Consider the following 18,661-nt stretch of genomic DNA (forward strand, 5'->3'; position numbering starts at 1 on the left):
CGCCGCGGCAGCGGTGGCCCACGTCGCTGTGCAGGTGATACGCAAAGTCGACCGGCGTGGCGCCGACCGGCAGTTCCAGCACGCGCGCCTGCGGCGTCATCACGAAAATGCGGTCGTCCAGCGTGGCCGACTTGAGTTTTTCCACCCACTCGCGCTGGATTTCTTCCTGGCCGACGACGGCGTCGGCCACCTCGGTTTTCCAGGCCAGCAGCTGGCGCAGCCAGGCGATCTTTTCGTCGTATTTTTGGCCGGCAAAATTCGAGCCGCCCTCTTCCTTGTAGCGCCAGTGCGCGGCCACGCCATATTCGGCAAAGCTGTGCATTTCGTTGGTGCGGATCTGCACTTCCAGCGGACGGCCGTCGTCGGCCGTCACCACCGTGTGCAGCGACTGGTAGCCGTTCGGTTTCGGGCGCGAGATATAGTCGTCGAATTCTTTCGGGATCGGCGTCCAGATATTGTGCACCACGCCCAGCACCGTGTAGCAGGTCTTGACATCGGCGACGATCACGCGAAACGCGCGCACGTCGTACAGCGCCGTGAAGTCGAGTTCCTTGCCGCGCATCTTGTTCCAGATGCTGTAGATATGTTTTGGGCGGCCAAACACTTCGGCGGCGATGCCGGCCGAAGCCAGCTCGGTCTGCAGGCGCAAAATGGCCGAGGAGACAAAACCCTCGCGCATCATGCGCTTTTCTTCCAGCATCTTGGCGATGCGCTTATACGCTTCCGGCTCGATAAAGCGGAACGACAGGTCTTCCAGTTCCCACTTCAGCTGCCAGATACCGAGCCGGTTGGCCAGTGGCGCATACAGGTCCAGGGTTTCCCGGCCGTATTCGCGCGTCATGTCGTTGAACAGTTTCAGGTCGGCAAAATAGCGCAGCGTTGTCACACACGAGGCCAGGCGCACCAGCACCACGCGCATGTCGGACGCCATGGCCAGCAGCATCTTGCGCAGGGTTTCCACTTGCGCCACGGCCTGCTGCGCCGCATTCTTGCCGCGTGCGCCGGCGCCGCCCGCATGCGAGGTCTGCGTCAGCGCGCGCAGCCGGATCAGCTGGCGCACACCGGTGGCCAGGTCGCACACCTGCTTGCCGAAGCGCGGCTCGATATCGGCTGCGGTATCGGGTTCGAGCAGGGTCAGCTCGAACATCAGGCCGGCGATGCGCGTTTCCGCATCGCTGCGCAGGAAGGCCAGCGTGGTGGCCACGCCGATGGCAAAGTCGAGCGCCGGACGGCCGGCAAAGGTCAGCTTGTCGCCATACGCCTCGGTGGCGTAGGCAAACGCGTCCAGCACGCGCGCGCTGTCCGGCGCACTCAGGCCCTCTACCAGTTGTTCCGAGATGGCGCTATTCGGGGCCGAAGTGGAAACCATGGAATACCTTAGCGTTCTGCAGCGATGATGACGATTTCAACCAGCACGGCCGGATTGGCCAGCCTGGCTTCCACCGTGGCGCGCGGCGGCGTGTGGCCCGAGGCGACCCAGTCGTCCCACACTTCGTTCATGCCGGCAAAATCCTTCATGTCGGCGAGATAGATCTGGCACGACAGGATGCAGGTCTTGTCGCTGCCCGCTTCCATCAGCAGGCGGTCGACATGGCCCAGCACTTCGCGGGTCTGGCCGATAATGTCCTGCGTGGTGTCTTCGGCGATCTGGCCGGCCAGGTAGATGGTGCCGTTATGGATGGCAACCTCGGACAGGCGTTTGCCTACGTGCAAGCGGGTAATTTCCATGCTGTTCTTTCTGTTTGTTTCAAAATCGTATGACAAATTCGGTAAGTTACTGTCTCACTTGTTCAGCAAGAACTGGCGTGCGATGGCGATCTGGTCGTCATGGATAAAGGTGGGCGCATGGCCGACGCCGGCAATTTCCACCAGCTGCGCTTTCGGGCCGCGCAGCAGCATCGCCTGCGCCGTCTCGTGCGACAGCAGGTCGGACTCGGCGCCGCGCACCAGCAGGGTCGGGCAGCGCACGGCGTCGTAGGCGGCCCACAGCATCGCTTCATCGGTGGCGGCCGACTCCGGCGTGGCGGAGCGGAACGGCAGCGCCAGGCCCATGTCGTAATGGCGGCGCCAGTGGCCGTCCTTGCCCTGGCGCAATACGTCGTTTGCCAGCTTGTGCCATTCCTCGTCGCTATGCGGACCGAAGCTGGCCGACACGGCGCGCACAAAACCGGCGCCCTGCTCGAACGTGTCGAAGCGCAAGTCCTGGCCGATATAGTCGCCGATGCGCTGCAGCGCTTCCGGCGCCAGGGTCGGGCCGATATCATTGAGGATCAGTTTGCTGATCGGGCTGTGCGGCAAGGACGCCAGGCCCAGGCCGATCAGGCCGCCCATCGAGGTGCCGAACCAGTCCACCGTTTGCCGTTCGCCATTGGCCAGCACGCGCGCCAGCAGGGTCACCATGTCGCTCACATACTGCGGCACGCGGTAGAACTGCGGATTGGCCAGCCAGCCGGAACGGCCGCGCCCCACCACGTCGGGGCAGATCACGCGGTAGTCGCTGGCCATGGCACGCGCCAGGCTGTCGAAATCGTCGCCCACGCGCGTCACGCCATGGGCGCAGACCAGCACGTTCGGATTGTCGGCTGCACCCCACTCCTTGTAGGACATGGTGTGCAGGCCGGCCGGTGAAATGCACTGGACGGACTTGATGCGCTCTTCGATCATGCGGGTTCCAGATGGTGTCATTCGATGGAAAAACAGCAGCACGCCGGACATGCAGATGGGCGCGGCGCGCAAGCCTCTGCCGAAGTGTAGCGCAGCACGGGCAATGCTCCAAGCGCGCGGCTGATTTGGCCCCTGTTTGCTGCGCCGCAGCATGCTTTCGGCCGCATTTTCGCTGTTGCATACCCGATATACGAAATGTGCATATCTGCGGTTATCCACAATTGAGCGGGGCAGCCATTGCGGGGATGATCGCATCCATCAACCCGCAAGAGGAGACTTTCCGTGAAAAAACCATTTTATAAAATCCTGTATGTCCAGGTGCTGTTCGCCATCGTGGCGGGCGTGCTGCTGGGGGTGTTCTATCCATCGAACGCCGTCGACATGAAGCCGCTCGGCGATGGCTTCATCAAACTGATCAAAATGATCATTGCGCCGGTGATCTTCTGTACCGTCGTGTCCGGCATCGCCGGCATGCAGGACGTCAAGAAAATCGGCCGCGTCGGCGGCAAGGCGCTGATCTACTTCGAAGTCGTGTCCACTTTCGCGCTGGCCATCGGCCTGGTCGTGGCCAACGTGCTGAAACCGGGCGCCGGCTTCAATGCCGACCCGGCCCACCTCGATGCCAAATCGATCGCGCAATACACGCACGCCGAAGGCCTGACTACCACCGACTTCCTGATGAACATCATCCCGAAGACCTTTGTCGATGCCTTCGCCAAGGGCGACATCCTGCAGGTACTGTTGATCGCCATCCTGTTCGGCTTCTCGCTGTCGCTGCTCGGCGAGCGCGGCCGTCCGGTCACCAAGCTGATCGACGAACTGTCGCACGCCATCTTCGGCATGGTTAACATCATCATGAAAGTTGCTCCAATCGGCGCATTCGGCGCGATGGCCTTCACCATCGGCAAATACGGCCTGGCTTCGCTGATTCCGCTGGCTAAACTGATGGGTTCGTTCTACCTGACCTGCTTCCTGTTCGTGTTCGTCGTGCTGGGCCTGATCGCCAAGTACACCGGTTTCTCGATCGGCCGCTTCCTGCTGTACATCAAGGAAGAACTGCTGATCGTGCTGGGCACCAGCTCGTCGGAATCGGCCCTGCCGGCCCTGATGAAAAAACTCGAACGCCTGGGCTGCTCCAAGCCGGTGGTTGGCCTGGTGGTTCCTACCGGCTACTCGTTCAACCTGGACGGCACCAATATCTACATGACCATGGCCGCCCTGTTCGTGGCGCAAGCCACCAACACGGAACTGACCATCTGGCAGGAGCTGACCATCCTGGGCGTGGCGATGCTGACCTCGAAAGGCGCGTCCGGCATCACCGGCGCCGGCTTCATCACCCTGGCGGCAACGCTGGCGGTGGTGCCGACAATCCCGGTGGCCGGCATGGCGCTGATCCTGGGCATCGACCGCTTCATGAGCGAATGCCGCGCGCTGACCAATTTCGTCGGTAACGGCGTGGCCACCATCGTCGTCTCGAAATGGGAAAAAGAGCTGGACATGGACAAGCTGCATAGCGAGCTGGCCCATCCGACCCACCCTGCCGACGATGCCTACGTCGCACCGGCCGTCAATATCGTGAAGTAATCCCGGCCACACAAGGCAAAAGCCCCGCAGAGCAATCTGCGGGGCTTTTTTTATGCGCGCACTGATAGCATGTGCACAAACAAGGCGGACATCGCGGTCCGCCCCATGTATTACTGCCAGGATTGCTTACACGGCAGACACGTCCAGCTCGGCGCCGGTGGCGGCCTGCACCTGCTCCTTGGTCACGCCCGGCGCCAGTTCGACCAGCTTCAGGCCGCTTTCCGTCACGTCGATCACGCCCAGGTCGCTGATAATGACATCGACCACGCCGACGCCCGTCAATGGCAGGTCGCACTGTTTCAGCAGCTTGTGCGAGGTGCTGCCATCCTTGGCGGTGGCCACGTGTTCCATTAGCACCACCACGCGCTTGACGCCGGCCACCAGGTCCATCGCGCCGCCCATGCCCTTGACCATCTTGCCTGGAATCATCCAGTTCGCCAGGTCGCCCTTCTCCGACACCTGCATCGCGCCCAGGATGGCCAGGTTGATCTTGCCGCCGCGGATCATGCCGAAGGAATCAGCCGAGCTGAAGTAGGCGGCGCCGGGCAAGGCCGTGACGGTCTGCTTGCCGGCGTTGATCAGGTCGGCGTCCACCTCATCGTCGGTGGGGAACGGGCCGATGCCCAGCAGGCCGTTTTCCGACTGCAGGAACACTTCGATATCGTCCGGCACATAATTGGCCACCAGGGTCGGCAGGCCGATGCCCAGGTTCACATAGAAACCATCCTGCAATTCTTTCGCGGCACGCGCCGCCATTTGATCTCTCGTCCAAGCCATAATCATCTCCATTTTTGTTAGTGGCACGCCTGTCAAAACCTGCTGCGCGTCGCGCTTTGCGGCCTGCGATGCTCACTGTGCATCCGCACAGCTGCGCTTCTCTGCCACAAATCCCTGCCGCTCGCGACGGTTTTACCAGGCGTAAATACTGCTTATAATCAGTCAGTGCGCACGGTGCGCTGCTCGATGCGTTTTTCCGGCGTGGCGTTGACCACGATGCGGTGCACGAAGATGCTGGGCGTGTGCACGTCGTCCGGGTCGATCTCGCCGATCTCGACCAGTTTTTCCACTTCGACGATGGTGATCTTGCCGGCCATCGCCACGTTCGGGTTGAAGTTGCGCGCCGTCTTGCGGTACACCAGGTTGCCGGCGCGGTCGGCCATGTAGGCCTTGACCAGCGACACATCGGCCACCAGGCTGTGTTCCATCACATATTGCTCGCCATCAAATGCGCGGATTTCCTTGCCGTCGGCGACGATGGTGCCCACCCCGGTTTTGGTAAAGAAGGCCGGGATGCCGGCGCCGCCGGCGCGCAGTTTTTCCGCCAGCGTGCCCTGCGGCGTGAATTCGAGTTCCAGTTCGCCGGCCAGGTACTGGCGCGCGAATTCCTTGTTTTCGCCCACATAGGAGGCGATCATTTTCTTGATCTGGCGCGTGGTGAGCAGCTGGCCCAGGCCGAAGCCGTCCACGCCGGCATTGTTCGAGATGGCGGTCAGGCCCGTCACGCCCGAATCGCGCAAGGCGCCGATCAGGGCTTCGGGGATGCCGCACAGGCCAAAGCCGCCAACGGCGATGGTCTGGCCGTCTTGGACGATGCCTGCCAACGCCGAAGCGGCGTCAGGATAAACTTTATTCATGGGTGTCCCTCTGGTTGTTGAACTTTTTTGTGTGATTCTTTGCGGCATCCCGGCATGGAGCGGTGACGCCCGCAGCAACTGAGCATAAAATACGCCGGTCGAAAGTACAATACCGTAGAACTACCGGCGCCGTGCCACCAGTCCACCTGCGAGAGTGATCCCCATCAGATGAATGCTGCAACCGCGATCGACTACGAAAGCATTTTCCTGCACGCGCCGGTCGGCATGTGCATGTCGGAGAACCGCATCATGCGCAGCTGCAATGAAGCGCTGGCCGCCATGTTCGGCTACACGCGCGCCGAGCTCGATGGCCAATCGTTCGAAGTACTCTACCCCACGCACGACGAATTCCTGCGCACGGGAGAGCGCATCATTCCCATCATGAACGCCAGGGGACGCTACTCGGACGAGCGCATCATGCGCCGCAATAACGATGAACTGTTCTGGTGCCACGTCACGGGCCACGCGATGCTGCCCGGCCAGCCGCTGGGGCGCGGCATCTGGACGTTCGAGGATGTCAGCGAGCAGCGGCCGGTGACGGCGCAGCTGACGCCGCGCGAACGGGAAATCGCCGCGCTGCTGGTGGAAGGCAAGACCAGCAAGCTGATCGCGCGCCAGATCGACCTCAGCCCGCGCACGGTGGAAATGCACCGCGCCAAGCTGATGCGCAAGTTTGCCGCGTCGACCTCGTCGGAGCTGGTGCACAAGCTGGTCGGCCTGAAGTGGCAGGCCTGACTGGCAGCCTGGACGGCCAGCTTAAAACGCGGTCATGCCGCCGTCCGCCGAAATGATGGCGCCGTTGATGAAGTGCGAATCTTCGCCTGCCAGCAATAACAACAGGCCATCGAGGTCTTCCGGCTTGCCCGGACGCTTGTTCGGCAGCATCTGGATCAGCTTCTGGCCCTGCTCGGTGGCGAAATAATCTTCGTTGATCTCGGTCGAAATATAACCGGGACAAATCGCATTGGTATTGATGCCGTACTTGCCCCACTCGGCCGCCATGGCGCGCGTCATGTGCACCATGCCGGCCTTGCTCATGCAATACACGCCGATCTGCGGCAGCACCTGCAGGCCCGCCATCGAGGCGATATTGATGATGCGGTGCTGTTTTTTCGGGTCGCCCTTGGCGCGCGCGATCATGCGCTTGGCCGTCTGCTGGGCCACGAAAAACGAGCCGCGCAGATTGGTGTCCATCACGAAGGAATAGTCTTCCGGCGTGACGTCGACCAGGCGCTGGGTTGTCGATACGCCCGAATTGTTGACCAGGATATCGATCGGCCCCGCTTCCGTTTCCGCATGCGCAATCGCCGACTTGATGCTGGCAAAATCGGTCACGTCGAGCGCCACCACGTGCGCGGCGCCGCCATCGGCTTCGATCTCGGCGCGCAGCTCCTTCAGGCGTTCGGTGCGGCGCGACGCCAGCACGACCTGGGCGCCGGCCTGGGCCAGCACTTTTGCGAAACGCGCGCCCAGGCCGCTGGACGCGCCGGTGATCAGGGCAATCTTGCCCTCGAAATTGACTTCTATGCCCACAAGCTACTCCTGTTCTGTTTTAAACAACACCCGATGCCCGTCCCTGTCAACCGGACAAGTTCCCGCTGCCTGCAGCTGGGCTAAAGTAAACGCCATCATTACACAAAATGCCCGGATTTAGATTGCGGCGAGGGGCAATGTCACGCAAAATGGCGCCAAAGTTGCAATCCGCGCCAAAAACAAGCACACTCGTGCTTAAATTCCCCAGCGATGCTGTACTTATCCTATTTTCACCCCATTTGAATGACTATAAAACGAGACCATGACACAGCCCAATAACTTAGTTGAACAGTACGGACCGCGCGAAACCATGGAGTATGACGTGGTGATCGTTGGCGGCGGCCCCGCCGGCCTGGCTGCGGCCATCCGCCTGAAACAGCTGGCCGCCGAAAAAAGCCAGGAAGTCAATGTCTGCGTACTGGAAAAAGGCGGCGAACTGGGCGCCCATATCCTGTCGGGCGCCATCATGGATCCGAAGGCGCTGACCGAACTGATCCCGAACTGGAAGGAACTGGGCGCGCCCCTTAATACGGCCGTGACCGAAGACCGCATCCTGTTCCTGACAGAAACCAAAGCCTACAAGACACCGAATTTTGCCGTGCCGGCCTGTTTCGAGAACCATGGCAACTATATTGTCTCGCTGGGCAATGTGGTGCGCTGGCTGGGCCAGCAGGCGGAAAACCTGGGCGTGGAAATCTTCCCGGGTTTCCCTGCCGCCGAAATCCTGTACAACGACGACGGCTCCGTCAAAGGCGTGGCGACCGGTAACATGGGTGTCAAGCGCGATGGCGAGCCTGGCCCCGACTTCCAGCTGGGCATGGAATTGCACGCCAAGTACACGCTGTTCGCCGAAGGCGCGCGCGGCCACCTGGGCAAGCAGTTGATGGCCAAATATGACCTGAACGCCGGCAAGGACCCGCAATCGTACGGCATCGGCATCAAGGAACTGTGGGAAATCGATCCGGCCCAGCACAAGCCGGGCCTGGTGATCCACTCGACCGGCTGGCCGCTGGACGCGAAAACCTATGGCGGCTCGTTCCTGTATCACCTGGAAAACAACCAGGTGATGGTCGGCTACGTGGTGGGCCTCAATTACGAGAATCCCTACCTGTCGCCGTACGAGGAATTCCAGCGCTACAAGACGCACCCCGAAATCCGCAAGTTCTTCGAAGGCGGCAAGCGCATTTCGTACGGCGCGCGCGCGATCACGGCCGGCGGCCTGCAGTCGCTGCCGAAGCTGGTGTTTGCCGGCGGCGCGCTGATCGGCTGCGATGCGGGCTTCCTGAACATGAGCCGCATCAAGGGCAGCCATGCGGCCATCAAGAGCGGCATGCTGGCGGCCGAGTCGGCATTCGCCGCGCTGGGCGAACAGCGCCAGCACGACGAGCTGGCCAGCTATCCGGTGGCGTTCGAACAGTCCTGGCTGCATGAAGAGCTGCATGTGGCGCGCAACGTCAAGCCATGGCTGTCGAAAGGCCTGTACCTGGGCAGCCTGATGACGGGCATCGACCAGATCATTTTCCGCGGCAAGGCGCCGTGGACGCTGCACCACACGCATGGCGACCACGAATGCCTGAAACCGGCGGCCCAGTCGAAAAAAATCGTCTATCCGAAACCGGACGGCAAGCTGACCTTCGACAAGATGTCGTCGGTGTTCATCTCGAACACCAACCACGCGGAAGACCAGCCGATCCACCTGACGCTGAAAAACGCCAGCGTGCCGGTCGACGTCAACCTGGCCACATATGCGGGCCCGGAAGCGCGCTACTGTCCGGCCGGCGTCTACGAATTCGTGAAAAACGACGACGGCGCCGAACGATTGCAGATCAATGCGCAGAACTGCGTGCACTGCAAGACCTGCGACATCAAGGATCCGACGCAGAATATCGTGTGGGTCACGCCGGAGGGCGGCGGCGGGCCGAATTATCCGAACATGTAACCGCTTCGGCGCCAAAATTGGCAACAGGGCATGGCGCGGACACTGCATGGTGTTCGCGCCATTTTGTTTTAAAAAACACTTTCGGCGCAAGAAATTTCTCTTATGCCCCCCTAGCCGCTACAATTCAGACCAGCCTCCACTCTCCTTCCGCTCCCCATGCCCACTAACGATCCCGCAGCATTGCCGACCAGTGACGCTCAGCAGCCTACCCAGCAGGAAATCGACCATCTGGTTCGCCTGTATGACAGCGGCGAGCATGTCCAGATGGAAGGCGCGACCCGCGCCTTGCTGGATCGGTACTCTGATTCCGCCCTGGTCTGGAGCGTGCTGGGCATGGCCTTGCAGCTGCAGGGCAAGGATGCCCTGGCCGCGCTGGAAAAAACAGTCGAACTGGCGCCGGGCGACGCCGAAGCGCATCTGCATCTGGGCAATGCGCGGATGAACCTCGGCCAGCTCGATCTGGCGATGGGCAGTTTCATGCGCGCCCTGGAAATTGCACCGGACTTTGCCGTAGCCCTGAGCCGCCTGGGCGACGTGCTGCAAGCCCAAGGACACGTCGAGGAAGCCGGGGAATGCTACCGCGGTGCGCTGGAGATCGATCCCGCGCTGTTCATGGCGCAGGTAGGCAAAGGCGACATCCTGGTGGCCCAGCAACAATTCCAGCCGGCGGAAGCGAGCTACCGCCAGGCGCTGGCGCTGCAACCGGGGGCAGCCGACCTGCACCGCAAGCTGGGCGACGTGCATGTTGCCCTGAACCGGCCGGAAGCGGCCCTGCACAGCTACGCGGCAGCGCTGGAAATTGATCCCGGCAATGCCATGGCGCATGGCGGCATGGGTAATGTGCTGTTCCGCCTTGATCGCAACGCGCAGGCGGCGGCCAGCTATCGCAGCGCCACGGCACTGCCCACCGCCAACGCGGCCCATTACCATGGCCTGGGGCGCAGCTTGCATGCGCTAGGCGAAACGGCCGAGGCCGAAGCCGCCTACCGGCAAGCCATCGCGCTCGACGCTTCCGTCGCCGCACCAATGCTGCACTATGCCGATCTGCTGCGAGAGACCCGCCGCAAGGAACCGGCGATCGCCGTCTACCAGGCGGCGCTGCTGCTGGAACCGGACAATATCGACGCCCTGAACAACCTGGGCATGGCGCTGCAGGAAGACGGCCAGCTCGATGCGTCGCTGGCGTCTTTCCGGCAAGTGGCGCTGCTGGCGCCGAACAATCCTGTTACCCACAGCAATATCGCCGCCGTGCTGAACGCCATGGGACAGCGGGAGGCGGCGCTGGAAAGCTGCCGGCGCGCCGTGAAACTGGGGCCAAAATCCACCGCAGCCCATGTCAACCTCGGTACTTGCCTGATGGAGATGGGTCGCCTGAGCGATGCCGTCAACAGCTTTGAAACCGTGGTCAAACTCGATCCGCATCACCGCCGCGCGCATGTCAATATCAGCGCCACCCTGACCCGCCTGGGCCGCATCGACCAGGCCATCGCGCACACCCGCAAGGCCCTGAAAATCAATCCGGACTGGGATGAACTGCACAGCAACCTGCTGTTCTACCTGACCCATAGCCAGGACCTCGACGCCGCCGCCCTGCTTGCCGAGCACCTGCGCTACGCCGACCACTTCGAAGCGCCGCTGCGCGCATCCTGGCCGCAGCACGGCAACACGCGCGAGCCCGAGCGGCGCCTGCGTATCGGCTTTGTTTCCGCAGACCTGTACAACCACGCGGTAGCGCACTTTATCACCCCCATCCTGGAACACCTGGCGCTGTCGCCCCGCCTGGAAATCGTGATTTATGCCAACAGTTTCCACGATGACCATGTCAGCCGCCATCTGCACGGCCTGGCCGGCATCTGGCGCCAGGTCGAGAAACTGACGCATGCGGAACTGTCGCAGCTGATCACCAGCGACAGCATCGACATCCTGATCGACCTGTCGGGCCATACGGGCTTCAACCGCCTGCCCGCGTTTGCTCGCAAGCCGGCGCCGCTGCAGGTCACGTGGATCGGCTATCCAGGCACTACCGGCCTGCAGGCGATGGATTATTTCCTGGTAGACCGCTACTATTCGCCGCCCGGCCTGCTCGACGACCAATTTACCGAAAAACTGGTGCGCCTGCCCGCCAGCGCCGTCTTCCTGCCCTCGCCCGAGGCGCCCGATGTCAACCTGGCGCCGGCGCTGGACAACGGCTATATCACCTTCGGCAGTTTCAACCGCGCCAGCAAGCTGAGCCGTGAAGTCATCGGGCGCTGGTCGGTCCTGCTGCGGGCGCTGCCGGAGGCGAAAATGGTGGTCGCCGGCATGCCGAACGACCAGACCAGCGACATGTTCCGCGCCTGGTTCAAGCGCGAGGGCATTGCCGCCGAGCGCCTGCGCTTTTTTACCCATACCAATAGCCGCGACTATCTCGCCCTGCACCACCTGGTCGATGTGTGCCTCGACACCTCGCCCTATAACGGCGGCACCACCACGCTGCACGCGCTGTGGATGGGCGTGCCGACCCTGACCATTGCCGGACCGACGCTGCCTGGCCGCGTAGGCGCCGCAATTCTCCAGCATGTGGCGCTGGCCGACTACATTGCCGTCGACGACCGGGACTTCTTCCTCAAGGGAAAACAGATTGCCGGCGACATTGCCGCGATCGCCGCTCTGCGCGGCGGCCTGCGCGACCGGCTGAAACACTCCGCCGCCTGCCAGCCGGCGCTGATTGCCGCCGGCCTCGAGCATGCCATGCGCGCCATCTGGCGCCGCTGGTGCGCCGGCCTGCCGGCGGCAGCGCTGGACGCGGCGCAACCGCACATCGATGCAAGCCATGGCCGCGATTGAACCAGACGGACCGCTGCCGTCCCGCGCTGGCGGCCAGCCGCCGCTGGAGATAGCGGACACCGTGCGGTATCAAGCCCCAGCGCTGGCGCTGCAGGCATACCGTGAGCTGAGCCTGTCGCTGAAGGATCAGCGCGACTGGGAAGGCGCCTTGCTGGCCACCGATGCCGCGCTCGCCATCTGTCCCGGCACGGCCGACCTGTGCGCCAGCCGCATCGACCTGCTGGGCCGGCTGCAGCGCGACGAGGAAGCGGCACGCTACCTGCAGGCTTTGCCTGCCGCCGTGCATGACAGCGTGCCGCTGGTCCATGCGCGGGTGAATGCGCTCAATGCCTCGGCCCGGTTTGACGAGGCCAACCAGATCCTGCGCGCGGGCGTGCGCCGGGCCATGGCGTCAGGACAAGCCGATTTTCCGCTCATCAATCAATGGCTGACCCATCTTGTCTCGTCAGGAACCAGCGGGCGTGCACTGGAAGCCGAGCTGCGCTATTTTGCCGGCTGCCTGCCCGACGACCTGCGCTATCAGGGCCTGATCGCCAGCTACGCCATGATACGGGCCTGGCTGGCTGGCGATGCCGGCGCGGTGCTGTCGATTGCCGCGCAGCATGCGCCGTTCGAAGCGCTGCCCGATATCGATGCCGATCGCGCCATGCGCGTGTTTTATCGCTACCTGCGTCAACTGGCGCTGGCGCAGCGTGCCGCAGTTGCCGCAACAGCTGCCCCGGCGCGCCCGGCGCTCGCGCTGCATGTGCTAGGCGAATCGCATTGCCTGTCGCCCGCCAATGGCGTCTTCCCCTGGCATGGCCAGCTGGCCAGGGCAAGCGCCAGGTTTGTCATGGGAATACAGATGCACCATCTGGCCCAGCCTGGCGAGAATGTGTACAAACAGCGCGTCCTGAGCCATCTGCGCGACATGGCCGACGGACCGCTGCTGCTGACCATCGGGGAAATCGATTGCCGGCCGGTGGAAGGCATGTGGCGCGCGGCAGCGCGCGGCGCCGTACAGCTGGAGCAGATGATGGAAGCGACCGTGGACGGCTATTTTTCCTTTCTTGACCAGGCCCTGGGCCAGCGCGCCTGGCCGTCGATCACGGTACAGGGCGTGCCGGCTCCCGGCTATGACCTGACCGATCGCCGCGACCCGGGCGACAAGCCGGGTTTCATTGCGATGATACGCCGCGTCAATACCTTGCTGGCAGCGGGCGCGCGCCGGCGGCAATGGCATTTTCTGGATCTCCACGCCGCCACCGCCCGGCAGGACGGCCTTGGCAATGGCCTGTGGCATCTCGATCGCTACCACCTGTCGCCGTCCTTCTACCAGCACGCGATGGAATGGATCGATACCGGAGCGCCGGGGCAAGGACGGCGCTGATGCGGCCAGGCCGCTTCAGCCAGGCCCGCCTGCCGAAAAAAATTCCCTAAGGAAATTTAATGATCTGCGCCGCCAGCGGTTACAATCGCTGCTGGCCCGCGCCATACTGCACGCCGATACACTACACTGCACGCTGAACGGGTTGTGCACTGCCTGCCTGTGCGGACCCTGAAGCTTTTTTACCTTGCTGTAATGTTGTAGATGCCATTGAATGACAAGTCGATATCGGCGCAGTGAGCGATCAGGAAAATAATACTTCAATAGGTACAACCATGTCGGCACCGACGCCTCCGGCCAAACCCGCCAATGCGGTCTATGTTACCCAGCCGCTGCTTCCGCCTCTGGAAGAATTCATTCCTTATCTGGAAAAGATTTGGGAAAACAAGATCCTGACCAATACCGGTCCGTTCCACCATGAACTGGAACAGGCCCTGTGCGATTATCTTGGCGTCAAGCATATCTGCCTGTTTACCAACGGCACGCTGGCGCTGATTACCGCATTGCAGGCATTGCGCATCACGGGCGAGGTGATCACCACCCCCTATTCCTTTGTCGCCACCGCCCATTCGCTGGTCTGGAACGGCATCCGTCCCGTGTTTGTCGATATCGACCCGGTCACCTTCAACCTCGACACCGACAAGATCGAGGCCGCCATTACGCCGCAGACCACCGCCATCATGCCGGTGCACTGCTACGGCTTGCCATGCGATGTCGACGGCATCCAGCGCATTGCCGACAACTACGGCCTGAAGATCATTTATGACGCGGCCCATGCTTTCGGCGTCCGGCACAACGGCACCAGCGTGCTCAATCATGGCGATCTGTCGGTCCTGAGTTTTCACGCCACCAAGGTGTTCAATACGTTCGAGGGCGGCGCCATCGTCTGTCCCGATGCGAAAACGAAACAGCGCATCGATCATCTGAAAAACTTCGGCATTGTCAGCGAGACGTCCGTCGTCGCGCCCGGCATCAACGGGAAAATGAGCGAAATCAATGCGGCATTCGGTCTGCTGCAATTGAAGGGCATCGACCAGGCCTTGCAGCGCCGGCAGACGGTCGACGCTTATTACCGGCAGAAATTGTCGGGCGTGAAAGGCATACAATGCCATGCGCAATCGCTCGACGCGACCAACCACGCCTATTTCCCCATCCTGGTCAAACCGGATTTTCCGGTCAGCCGCGACCAGCTGTTCCAGCACTTGCGCGACCATCATATCTTTGCGCGGCGCTACTTTTATCCCCTGATCAGCGACTTTCCCATGTACCGGGGGCTGGTCTCGTCCGCGCCCGCGAACTTGCCGGTGGCGCGCCAGATTGCCGACCAGGTCATCTGCCTGCCGCAGTACCCTGCACTGACGTTCGAACAGATCGACCTGATTACCGGGCTGATCGCCAGCATGGCCGGCCCCGGGGTGCCGTCTGAAGACAGGATCTCGGGCACATGAAACTTGCCATCATGCAGCCATATTTCTTTCCGTATATTGGCTATTTCCAGCTGATCGCGGCGGTCGACCTGTTTGTCGTGTATGACAATATCCAATACACGAAAAAAGGCTGGATCAACCGCAACCGCATCTTGCTCAATGGCAGCGACACCGTTATCTCCTTGCCCCTGAAAAAGGACAGCGACATCCTCGATGTGCGCGAACGGGAACTGGCCGCCGACTTCAAGCCGGGCAAACTGCTGGCGCAGCTGGACGGCGCGTACCGCAAGGCGCCGTATTTCGCGCACACCATGGCACTGGTCGAGTCGACGCTGCGGCAGGACACGCGCAATCTGTTCGCCTTTCTGCACCACAGCCTGGTCGCGAGCTGCGCCCATCTCGGCATTACGACGCCGATCCAGGTCTCGTCCGGGGTCGACATCGACCACGCGCTCACAGGCCAGGACAAGGTGCTGGCCATCTGCAAGGCCGCGGGTGCGCAAACCTATGTCAATGCGATCGGCGGACAATCGCTGTATGCGAGCGAAGACTTCCTGCGCGAGGGCATCGACCTGCGCTTCATCCGCTCGAAGCTGTTTGCCTATGAACAGTTTGGCGCCCCGTTCGTGCCGTGGCTGTCGCTGATCGATGTATTGATGTTCAATCCAGTGGCGCAAGTACGCGCCGCCATCGACAACAATTACGAACTGCTGTGACGCCGCCGGCCTGCCAGGCGGCCCGCTCGTGATGACGCACTCTTATCCTGACCCTATCATGCAAAAAACATACAACGTTACCGGCGGCACCATTCTGGTTTTCCCCGGCGGCATGCCGAAATCGCTGGAATTCCTGCAGCAATGCGTGACGGATGGCAAAACCGTGCTGGGTGCCTCGTCGCTGGCGCACGACCCCACGCGCCAGCAGTATCCTGCCTGGGCGCATCTGCCCTACGTGACCGATGCCGGCTTCGATGCCGCGCTGCAGGCACTGGTTGCCAGTCACGGCATTCGCGGCATCTACACGCCCAATCCCGTGATCTGGGATCATCTGCACCGCACGCTGCAAGCGCTGGCGCCCGGCGTGGCGCTGCTCAATACGTCGCCGGCGGACGCCGAACTGGCCGCCTACCGCAAGGCGCAGGCGCAGGTCGATGCGTGGCTGCACCAACCGCTGGCCATAGGCGTAGGCCAGCCGGTCCGGCCTGGCGCCAGCCGGCTGCAGCTGGCCGCCCTGTTCCGCCATGCCGAACTGATACCGGGCATGTGCGACCGTGAAAAAATGTTTGCGCTGGGCGAAATTGCGCGCCATGCCGTGGACGGCGATATCGTTGAAATCGGCAGCTGGTGGGGCAAATCGGCATTCCTGCTGGCCTGGCTTGCGCGCTGCTACGGGATCGGCAAGCTGCTGTGCGTCGATCCCTGGTCGAACGCGCATCTGGTGCAACATGATGCAACCGGCCTGGTCGACCAGGTCTCGGCGCAATTCGATGCGAACGAGGCGCTGACGGTGTTCGAAATGAATTTATTGCCTTACAGCCATGACCATGTCAACTATCTGCGCCTGCCATCGGAACTGGGCGCGCAGCACTACCGGCAGCGGCGCGAGGTGCAGACCGAGGCATTTGGCAGCACCCGCTACCAGGGCCGCATCGCGCTGCTGCATATCGACGGCAATCACACGTACGCGGCGGCCAGCGCGGACCTGGCCTGCTGGTCCGGTCTCGTCAACGCTGGCGGCTGGATCGTCGTCGACGACTATATCTGGCCCTATGGCAATGGACCGCAACGTGCCGGCGACGAGTTCATCGCGCGCCACCAGGGCCGCATCGCCACCGCCTTCGTGATGGGCAGCGCGCTGTTCATCCAGTTGTCGCACTGCCTGGAAGAGCAGCATGCCACGCAGGACTGATTTTCCGGCCACGCCGGCGGCGATGAAGGCAGGGAGACGGCCATGCGGGTACTGATCGTCGGTGGCAACTCCACGCTGGCGCAGGCGCTGATCCCCATGCTGTCGGCGTTCGCCGAGGTGATCACGGCCGGGCGCAGCGGCTGCGATGTCGCGCTCGACCTGAACGGCGACATCGATGCGGGCCGCATGCCGCGCGATATCGACGTGCTGGTCAACGCGGCGGCCAGCTTCGGCACGGGCGACGCGGCAAGCATCTGCCAGACCGAGCAGACCAATGTGCTGGGCGCCCTCAAGCTGTGCCAGCTCTGCACTACCCTGTCGATCGGCCACATGGTGCAGATCTCGAGCATCTTTGCGCACCTGCCGCCGCAGTCGCCGTTTTATAGCGCCTATTCGCTGTCCAAGCGCCATGCGGAAGAGCTGACCCGGCTCTACAGCGAACGCAGCGGCCTGGCGCTGGCCATCATCCGGCCATCGCAGTTTTACGGCACCGGCCCGGCCTGCCGCAAGCACCAGCCGTTCCTGTACACCATTATCGACAAGGTGGCCAACCACGAAAACGTGACGATTTACGGCAGCCACGATGCGCGCCGCAATTTCATCCATCTCGACGATGTCGCGCGGCTGATCGCCTCGGCCATCCGCCTGAAAATCACCGGCAGCCACGATTGCGCGCAGCTGCAGCCGGTGCGGTTTTCCGAGATCATCGCGGCGGCGGCCAAGGCGTTTTGCAGCAGCAGCCAGATGGTTTTCCTGCCCGGCCAGCCCGATATCGCCGACAATGTCTGCCCGGCCGACGATACGCTGTTCCGCCTGCTGGGGCAGTACCCTGCCATCTCGATGGAGCAAGGCATGGCAAAAGAGGCGGCTTACAGAAAGTGCATGCAATGAAGAAAATTCTTGTTTCCGGCGCCAGCGGCATCGTCGGCTACGGCATCCTGCGCTCGCTGCGCAAGGCCGACCCGTCGCTGCTGCTGATCGGCACCTCCATGTATGCCGACTCGGTCGCGCCCGGATTTTGCGATGTCTTCGAACTGGCCCCCGCCACCACGGCGGCCGGTTATCTCGACTGGCTGTGCGCCACCATCAGCCGGCACCAGATCGACCTGATCATTCCAGGCATCGAGATCGACCTGCACACCTGGTCCGGCCAGCTCGCGCAGATCGAACGGCACGGCGCGCGCATGGTCATGAACCGGCCCGACCTGGTCGCCTTGTGCCAGGACAAATGGCTGTTCTACCAATCGCTGCTGGCGGCCGGCCTGCCCTGGGCCATCGATAGCAGCCTGGACAACTCTTATGAGGCGCTGGCGGCGGCCTATGGGCTGCCCTTCCTGCTCAAGCCGCGTCGCGGGTTCGGCTCCAAGGGCATCGTCAGGGTGGACAGCGCCGCCACGTTCGAGCGCTACCGGCACGACATGGGCCCCCGCTTGATGGCGCAGCCCATCGTGGGCGATGACGACAACGAATTTACGACCTCGGCCTTTTGCGATGGCAACGGCGGCTATCATGCCAGCATGACCTTGCGCCGCAAGTTGTCGAAAGACGGTTTTACGGACAAGGCCGAAGTCGTCCAGGGCGAGCAGTTCAGCGCGGCCCTGGACGGACTGTGCCGGCGCTACCTGCCCATCGGCCCGACCAACTTCCAGTTCAGGACCTGCGCCGATGGCGTCAAGCTGTTGGAAATCAATCCCAGGATCTCGTCGTCGACTTCGATCCGCGCGGCGTTCGGCTACAACGAAAGCGCCATGGCCGTCGATTTTTATCTGTCAGGCAAACT

16 protein-coding genes are annotated in these 18,661 nt (G+C 62.4%); 10 read left to right on the forward strand and 6 right to left on the reverse strand.

Features of this window, described 5'->3' with window-relative positions:
* The 3 genes from RTQ46_RS22135 to RTQ46_RS22145 all read right to left on the reverse strand — a co-directional run.
* Window positions 1-1,369, reverse strand: a 1,369-nt coding sequence (locus RTQ46_RS22135; RefSeq protein ID WP_312439747.1) for a RelA/SpoT family protein, incomplete at its 3' end; no start/stop codon positions are given.
* Window positions 1,370-1,377: 8 nt separating this feature from the next.
* The gene (locus RTQ46_RS22140; protein WP_312439748.1) at window positions 1,378-1,728 is read right to left on the reverse strand and encodes a RidA family protein; all 351 of its coding nucleotides are present in this window, start codon (window positions 1,726-1,728) and stop codon (window positions 1,378-1,380) included.
* Window positions 1,729-1,782: 54 nt separating this feature from the next.
* A complete protein-coding gene (locus RTQ46_RS22145; RefSeq protein WP_312439749.1) occupies window positions 1,783-2,664 on the reverse strand; it encodes an alpha/beta hydrolase in 882 nt (293 codons plus the stop codon).
* Window positions 2,665-2,946: 282 nt separating this feature from the next.
* On the opposite strand from RTQ46_RS22145, the gene RTQ46_RS22150 reads away from it, so the two are divergent.
* Window positions 2,947-4,248, forward strand: coding sequence for a dicarboxylate/amino acid:cation symporter (locus RTQ46_RS22150; protein WP_312439750.1), 1,302 nt, complete (start codon window positions 2,947-2,949; stop codon window positions 4,246-4,248).
* A gap of 126 nt (window positions 4,249-4,374) precedes the next feature.
* Here the strand turns inward: RTQ46_RS22150 and RTQ46_RS22155 are convergent, their stop codons facing one another.
* Together RTQ46_RS22155 and RTQ46_RS22160 are read right to left on the reverse strand one after the other, a co-directional pair.
* Window positions 4,375-5,025: a CoA transferase subunit B gene (locus RTQ46_RS22155; RefSeq protein ID WP_312439751.1), complete on the reverse strand. Its 651-nt coding sequence runs from the start codon at window positions 5,023-5,025 to the stop codon at window positions 4,375-4,377.
* Window positions 5,026-5,183: 158 nt separating this feature from the next.
* Window positions 5,184-5,882, reverse strand: a complete 699-nt coding sequence (locus RTQ46_RS22160; protein WP_312439752.1) for a CoA transferase subunit A — start codon at window positions 5,880-5,882, stop codon at window positions 5,184-5,186.
* A gap of 168 nt (window positions 5,883-6,050) precedes the next feature.
* Here RTQ46_RS22160 and RTQ46_RS22165 point away from each other — a divergent pair, with 168 nt between their 5' ends.
* Window positions 6,051-6,617 (forward strand): LuxR C-terminal-related transcriptional regulator, encoded by a 567-nt coding sequence (locus RTQ46_RS22165; protein ID WP_312439753.1) that lies wholly within the window; start codon window positions 6,051-6,053, stop codon window positions 6,615-6,617.
* A gap of 21 nt (window positions 6,618-6,638) precedes the next feature.
* On the opposite strand, the gene RTQ46_RS22170 is transcribed toward RTQ46_RS22165, so the two are convergent.
* The gene (locus tag RTQ46_RS22170) at window positions 6,639-7,415 is read right to left on the reverse strand and encodes an SDR family oxidoreductase (protein WP_308920415.1); all 777 of its coding nucleotides are present in this window, start codon (window positions 7,413-7,415) and stop codon (window positions 6,639-6,641) included.
* 262 nt (window positions 7,416-7,677) lie between these two features.
* Between RTQ46_RS22170 and RTQ46_RS22175 the strand changes: the two genes are divergently transcribed.
* The 8 genes from RTQ46_RS22175 to RTQ46_RS22210 all read left to right on the forward strand — a co-directional run.
* Window positions 7,678-9,354 carry an electron transfer flavoprotein-ubiquinone oxidoreductase gene (locus RTQ46_RS22175; protein WP_312439754.1) on the forward strand — a complete coding sequence of 559 codons (1,677 nt, stop codon included), beginning with the start codon at window positions 7,678-7,680 and terminating at the stop codon, window positions 9,352-9,354.
* Window positions 9,355-9,510: 156 nt separating this feature from the next.
* Window positions 9,511-12,180, forward strand: a complete 2,670-nt coding sequence (locus RTQ46_RS22180; protein ID WP_312439755.1) for a tetratricopeptide repeat protein — start codon at window positions 9,511-9,513, stop codon at window positions 12,178-12,180.
* Window positions 12,167-13,549, forward strand: coding sequence for a hypothetical protein (locus tag RTQ46_RS22185; RefSeq protein ID WP_312439756.1), 1,383 nt, complete (start codon window positions 12,167-12,169; stop codon window positions 13,547-13,549). Before RTQ46_RS22180 ends, RTQ46_RS22185 begins: the two co-directional genes overlap by 14 nt.
* Before the next feature lie 272 nt (window positions 13,550-13,821).
* Entirely contained in the window at window positions 13,822-14,994 is a 1,173-nt protein-coding gene (locus RTQ46_RS22190) for a DegT/DnrJ/EryC1/StrS family aminotransferase (protein WP_312439757.1), read from the forward strand.
* Window positions 14,991-15,689 carry a WbqC family protein gene (locus RTQ46_RS22195; RefSeq protein ID WP_312439758.1) on the forward strand — a complete coding sequence of 233 codons (699 nt, stop codon included), beginning with the start codon at window positions 14,991-14,993 and terminating at the stop codon, window positions 15,687-15,689. Before RTQ46_RS22190 ends, RTQ46_RS22195 begins: the two co-directional genes overlap by 4 nt.
* Before the next feature lie 58 nt (window positions 15,690-15,747).
* A complete protein-coding gene (locus RTQ46_RS22200) occupies window positions 15,748-16,881 on the forward strand; it encodes a class I SAM-dependent methyltransferase (RefSeq protein ID WP_312439759.1) in 1,134 nt (377 codons plus the stop codon).
* Window positions 16,882-16,923: 42 nt separating this feature from the next.
* Entirely contained in the window at window positions 16,924-17,772 is an 849-nt protein-coding gene (locus RTQ46_RS22205) for an NAD(P)-dependent oxidoreductase (protein ID WP_312439760.1), read from the forward strand.
* A partial coding sequence (locus RTQ46_RS22210) for an ATP-grasp domain-containing protein (RefSeq protein ID WP_312439761.1) occupies window positions 17,769-18,661 on the forward strand: 893 nt, incomplete at its 3' end. The genes RTQ46_RS22205 and RTQ46_RS22210, both read left to right, overlap by 4 nt.

It is taken from the genome of Janthinobacterium sp. (assembly GCF_031995485.1).
Lineage (GTDB): Bacteria > Pseudomonadota > Gammaproteobacteria > Burkholderiales > Burkholderiaceae_D > Janthinobacterium.

Excerpts from the sequence above, each read along its gene's own strand:
- RTQ46_RS22140 (WP_312439748.1), bottom strand. The coding sequence starts at position 1,728 with ATGGAAATTACCCGCTTGCACGTAGGCAAACGCCTGTCCGAGGTTGCC.
- RTQ46_RS22145 (WP_312439749.1), bottom strand. The coding sequence starts at position 2,664 with ATGATCGAAGAGCGCATCAAGTCCGTCCAGTGCATTTCACCGGCCGGC.
- RTQ46_RS22155 (WP_312439751.1), bottom strand. The coding sequence starts at position 5,025 with ATGGCTTGGACGAGAGATCAAATGGCGGCGCGTGCCGCGAAAGAATTG.
- RTQ46_RS22160 (WP_312439752.1), bottom strand. The coding sequence starts at position 5,882 with ATGAATAAAGTTTATCCTGACGCCGCTTCGGCGTTGGCAGGCATCGTC.
- RTQ46_RS22165 (WP_312439753.1), top strand. The coding sequence starts at position 6,051 with ATGAATGCTGCAACCGCGATCGACTACGAAAGCATTTTCCTGCACGCG.
- RTQ46_RS22175 (WP_312439754.1), top strand. The coding sequence starts at position 7,678 with ATGACACAGCCCAATAACTTAGTTGAACAGTACGGACCGCGCGAAACC.
- RTQ46_RS22180 (WP_312439755.1), top strand. The coding sequence starts at position 9,511 with ATGCCCACTAACGATCCCGCAGCATTGCCGACCAGTGACGCTCAGCAG.
- RTQ46_RS22185 (WP_312439756.1), top strand. The coding sequence starts at position 12,167 with ATGGCCGCGATTGAACCAGACGGACCGCTGCCGTCCCGCGCTGGCGGC.
- RTQ46_RS22190 (WP_312439757.1), top strand. The coding sequence starts at position 13,822 with ATGTCGGCACCGACGCCTCCGGCCAAACCCGCCAATGCGGTCTATGTT.
- RTQ46_RS22195 (WP_312439758.1), top strand. The coding sequence starts at position 14,991 with ATGAAACTTGCCATCATGCAGCCATATTTCTTTCCGTATATTGGCTAT.
- RTQ46_RS22200 (WP_312439759.1), top strand. The coding sequence starts at position 15,748 with ATGCAAAAAACATACAACGTTACCGGCGGCACCATTCTGGTTTTCCCC.
- RTQ46_RS22205 (WP_312439760.1), top strand. The coding sequence starts at position 16,924 with ATGCGGGTACTGATCGTCGGTGGCAACTCCACGCTGGCGCAGGCGCTG.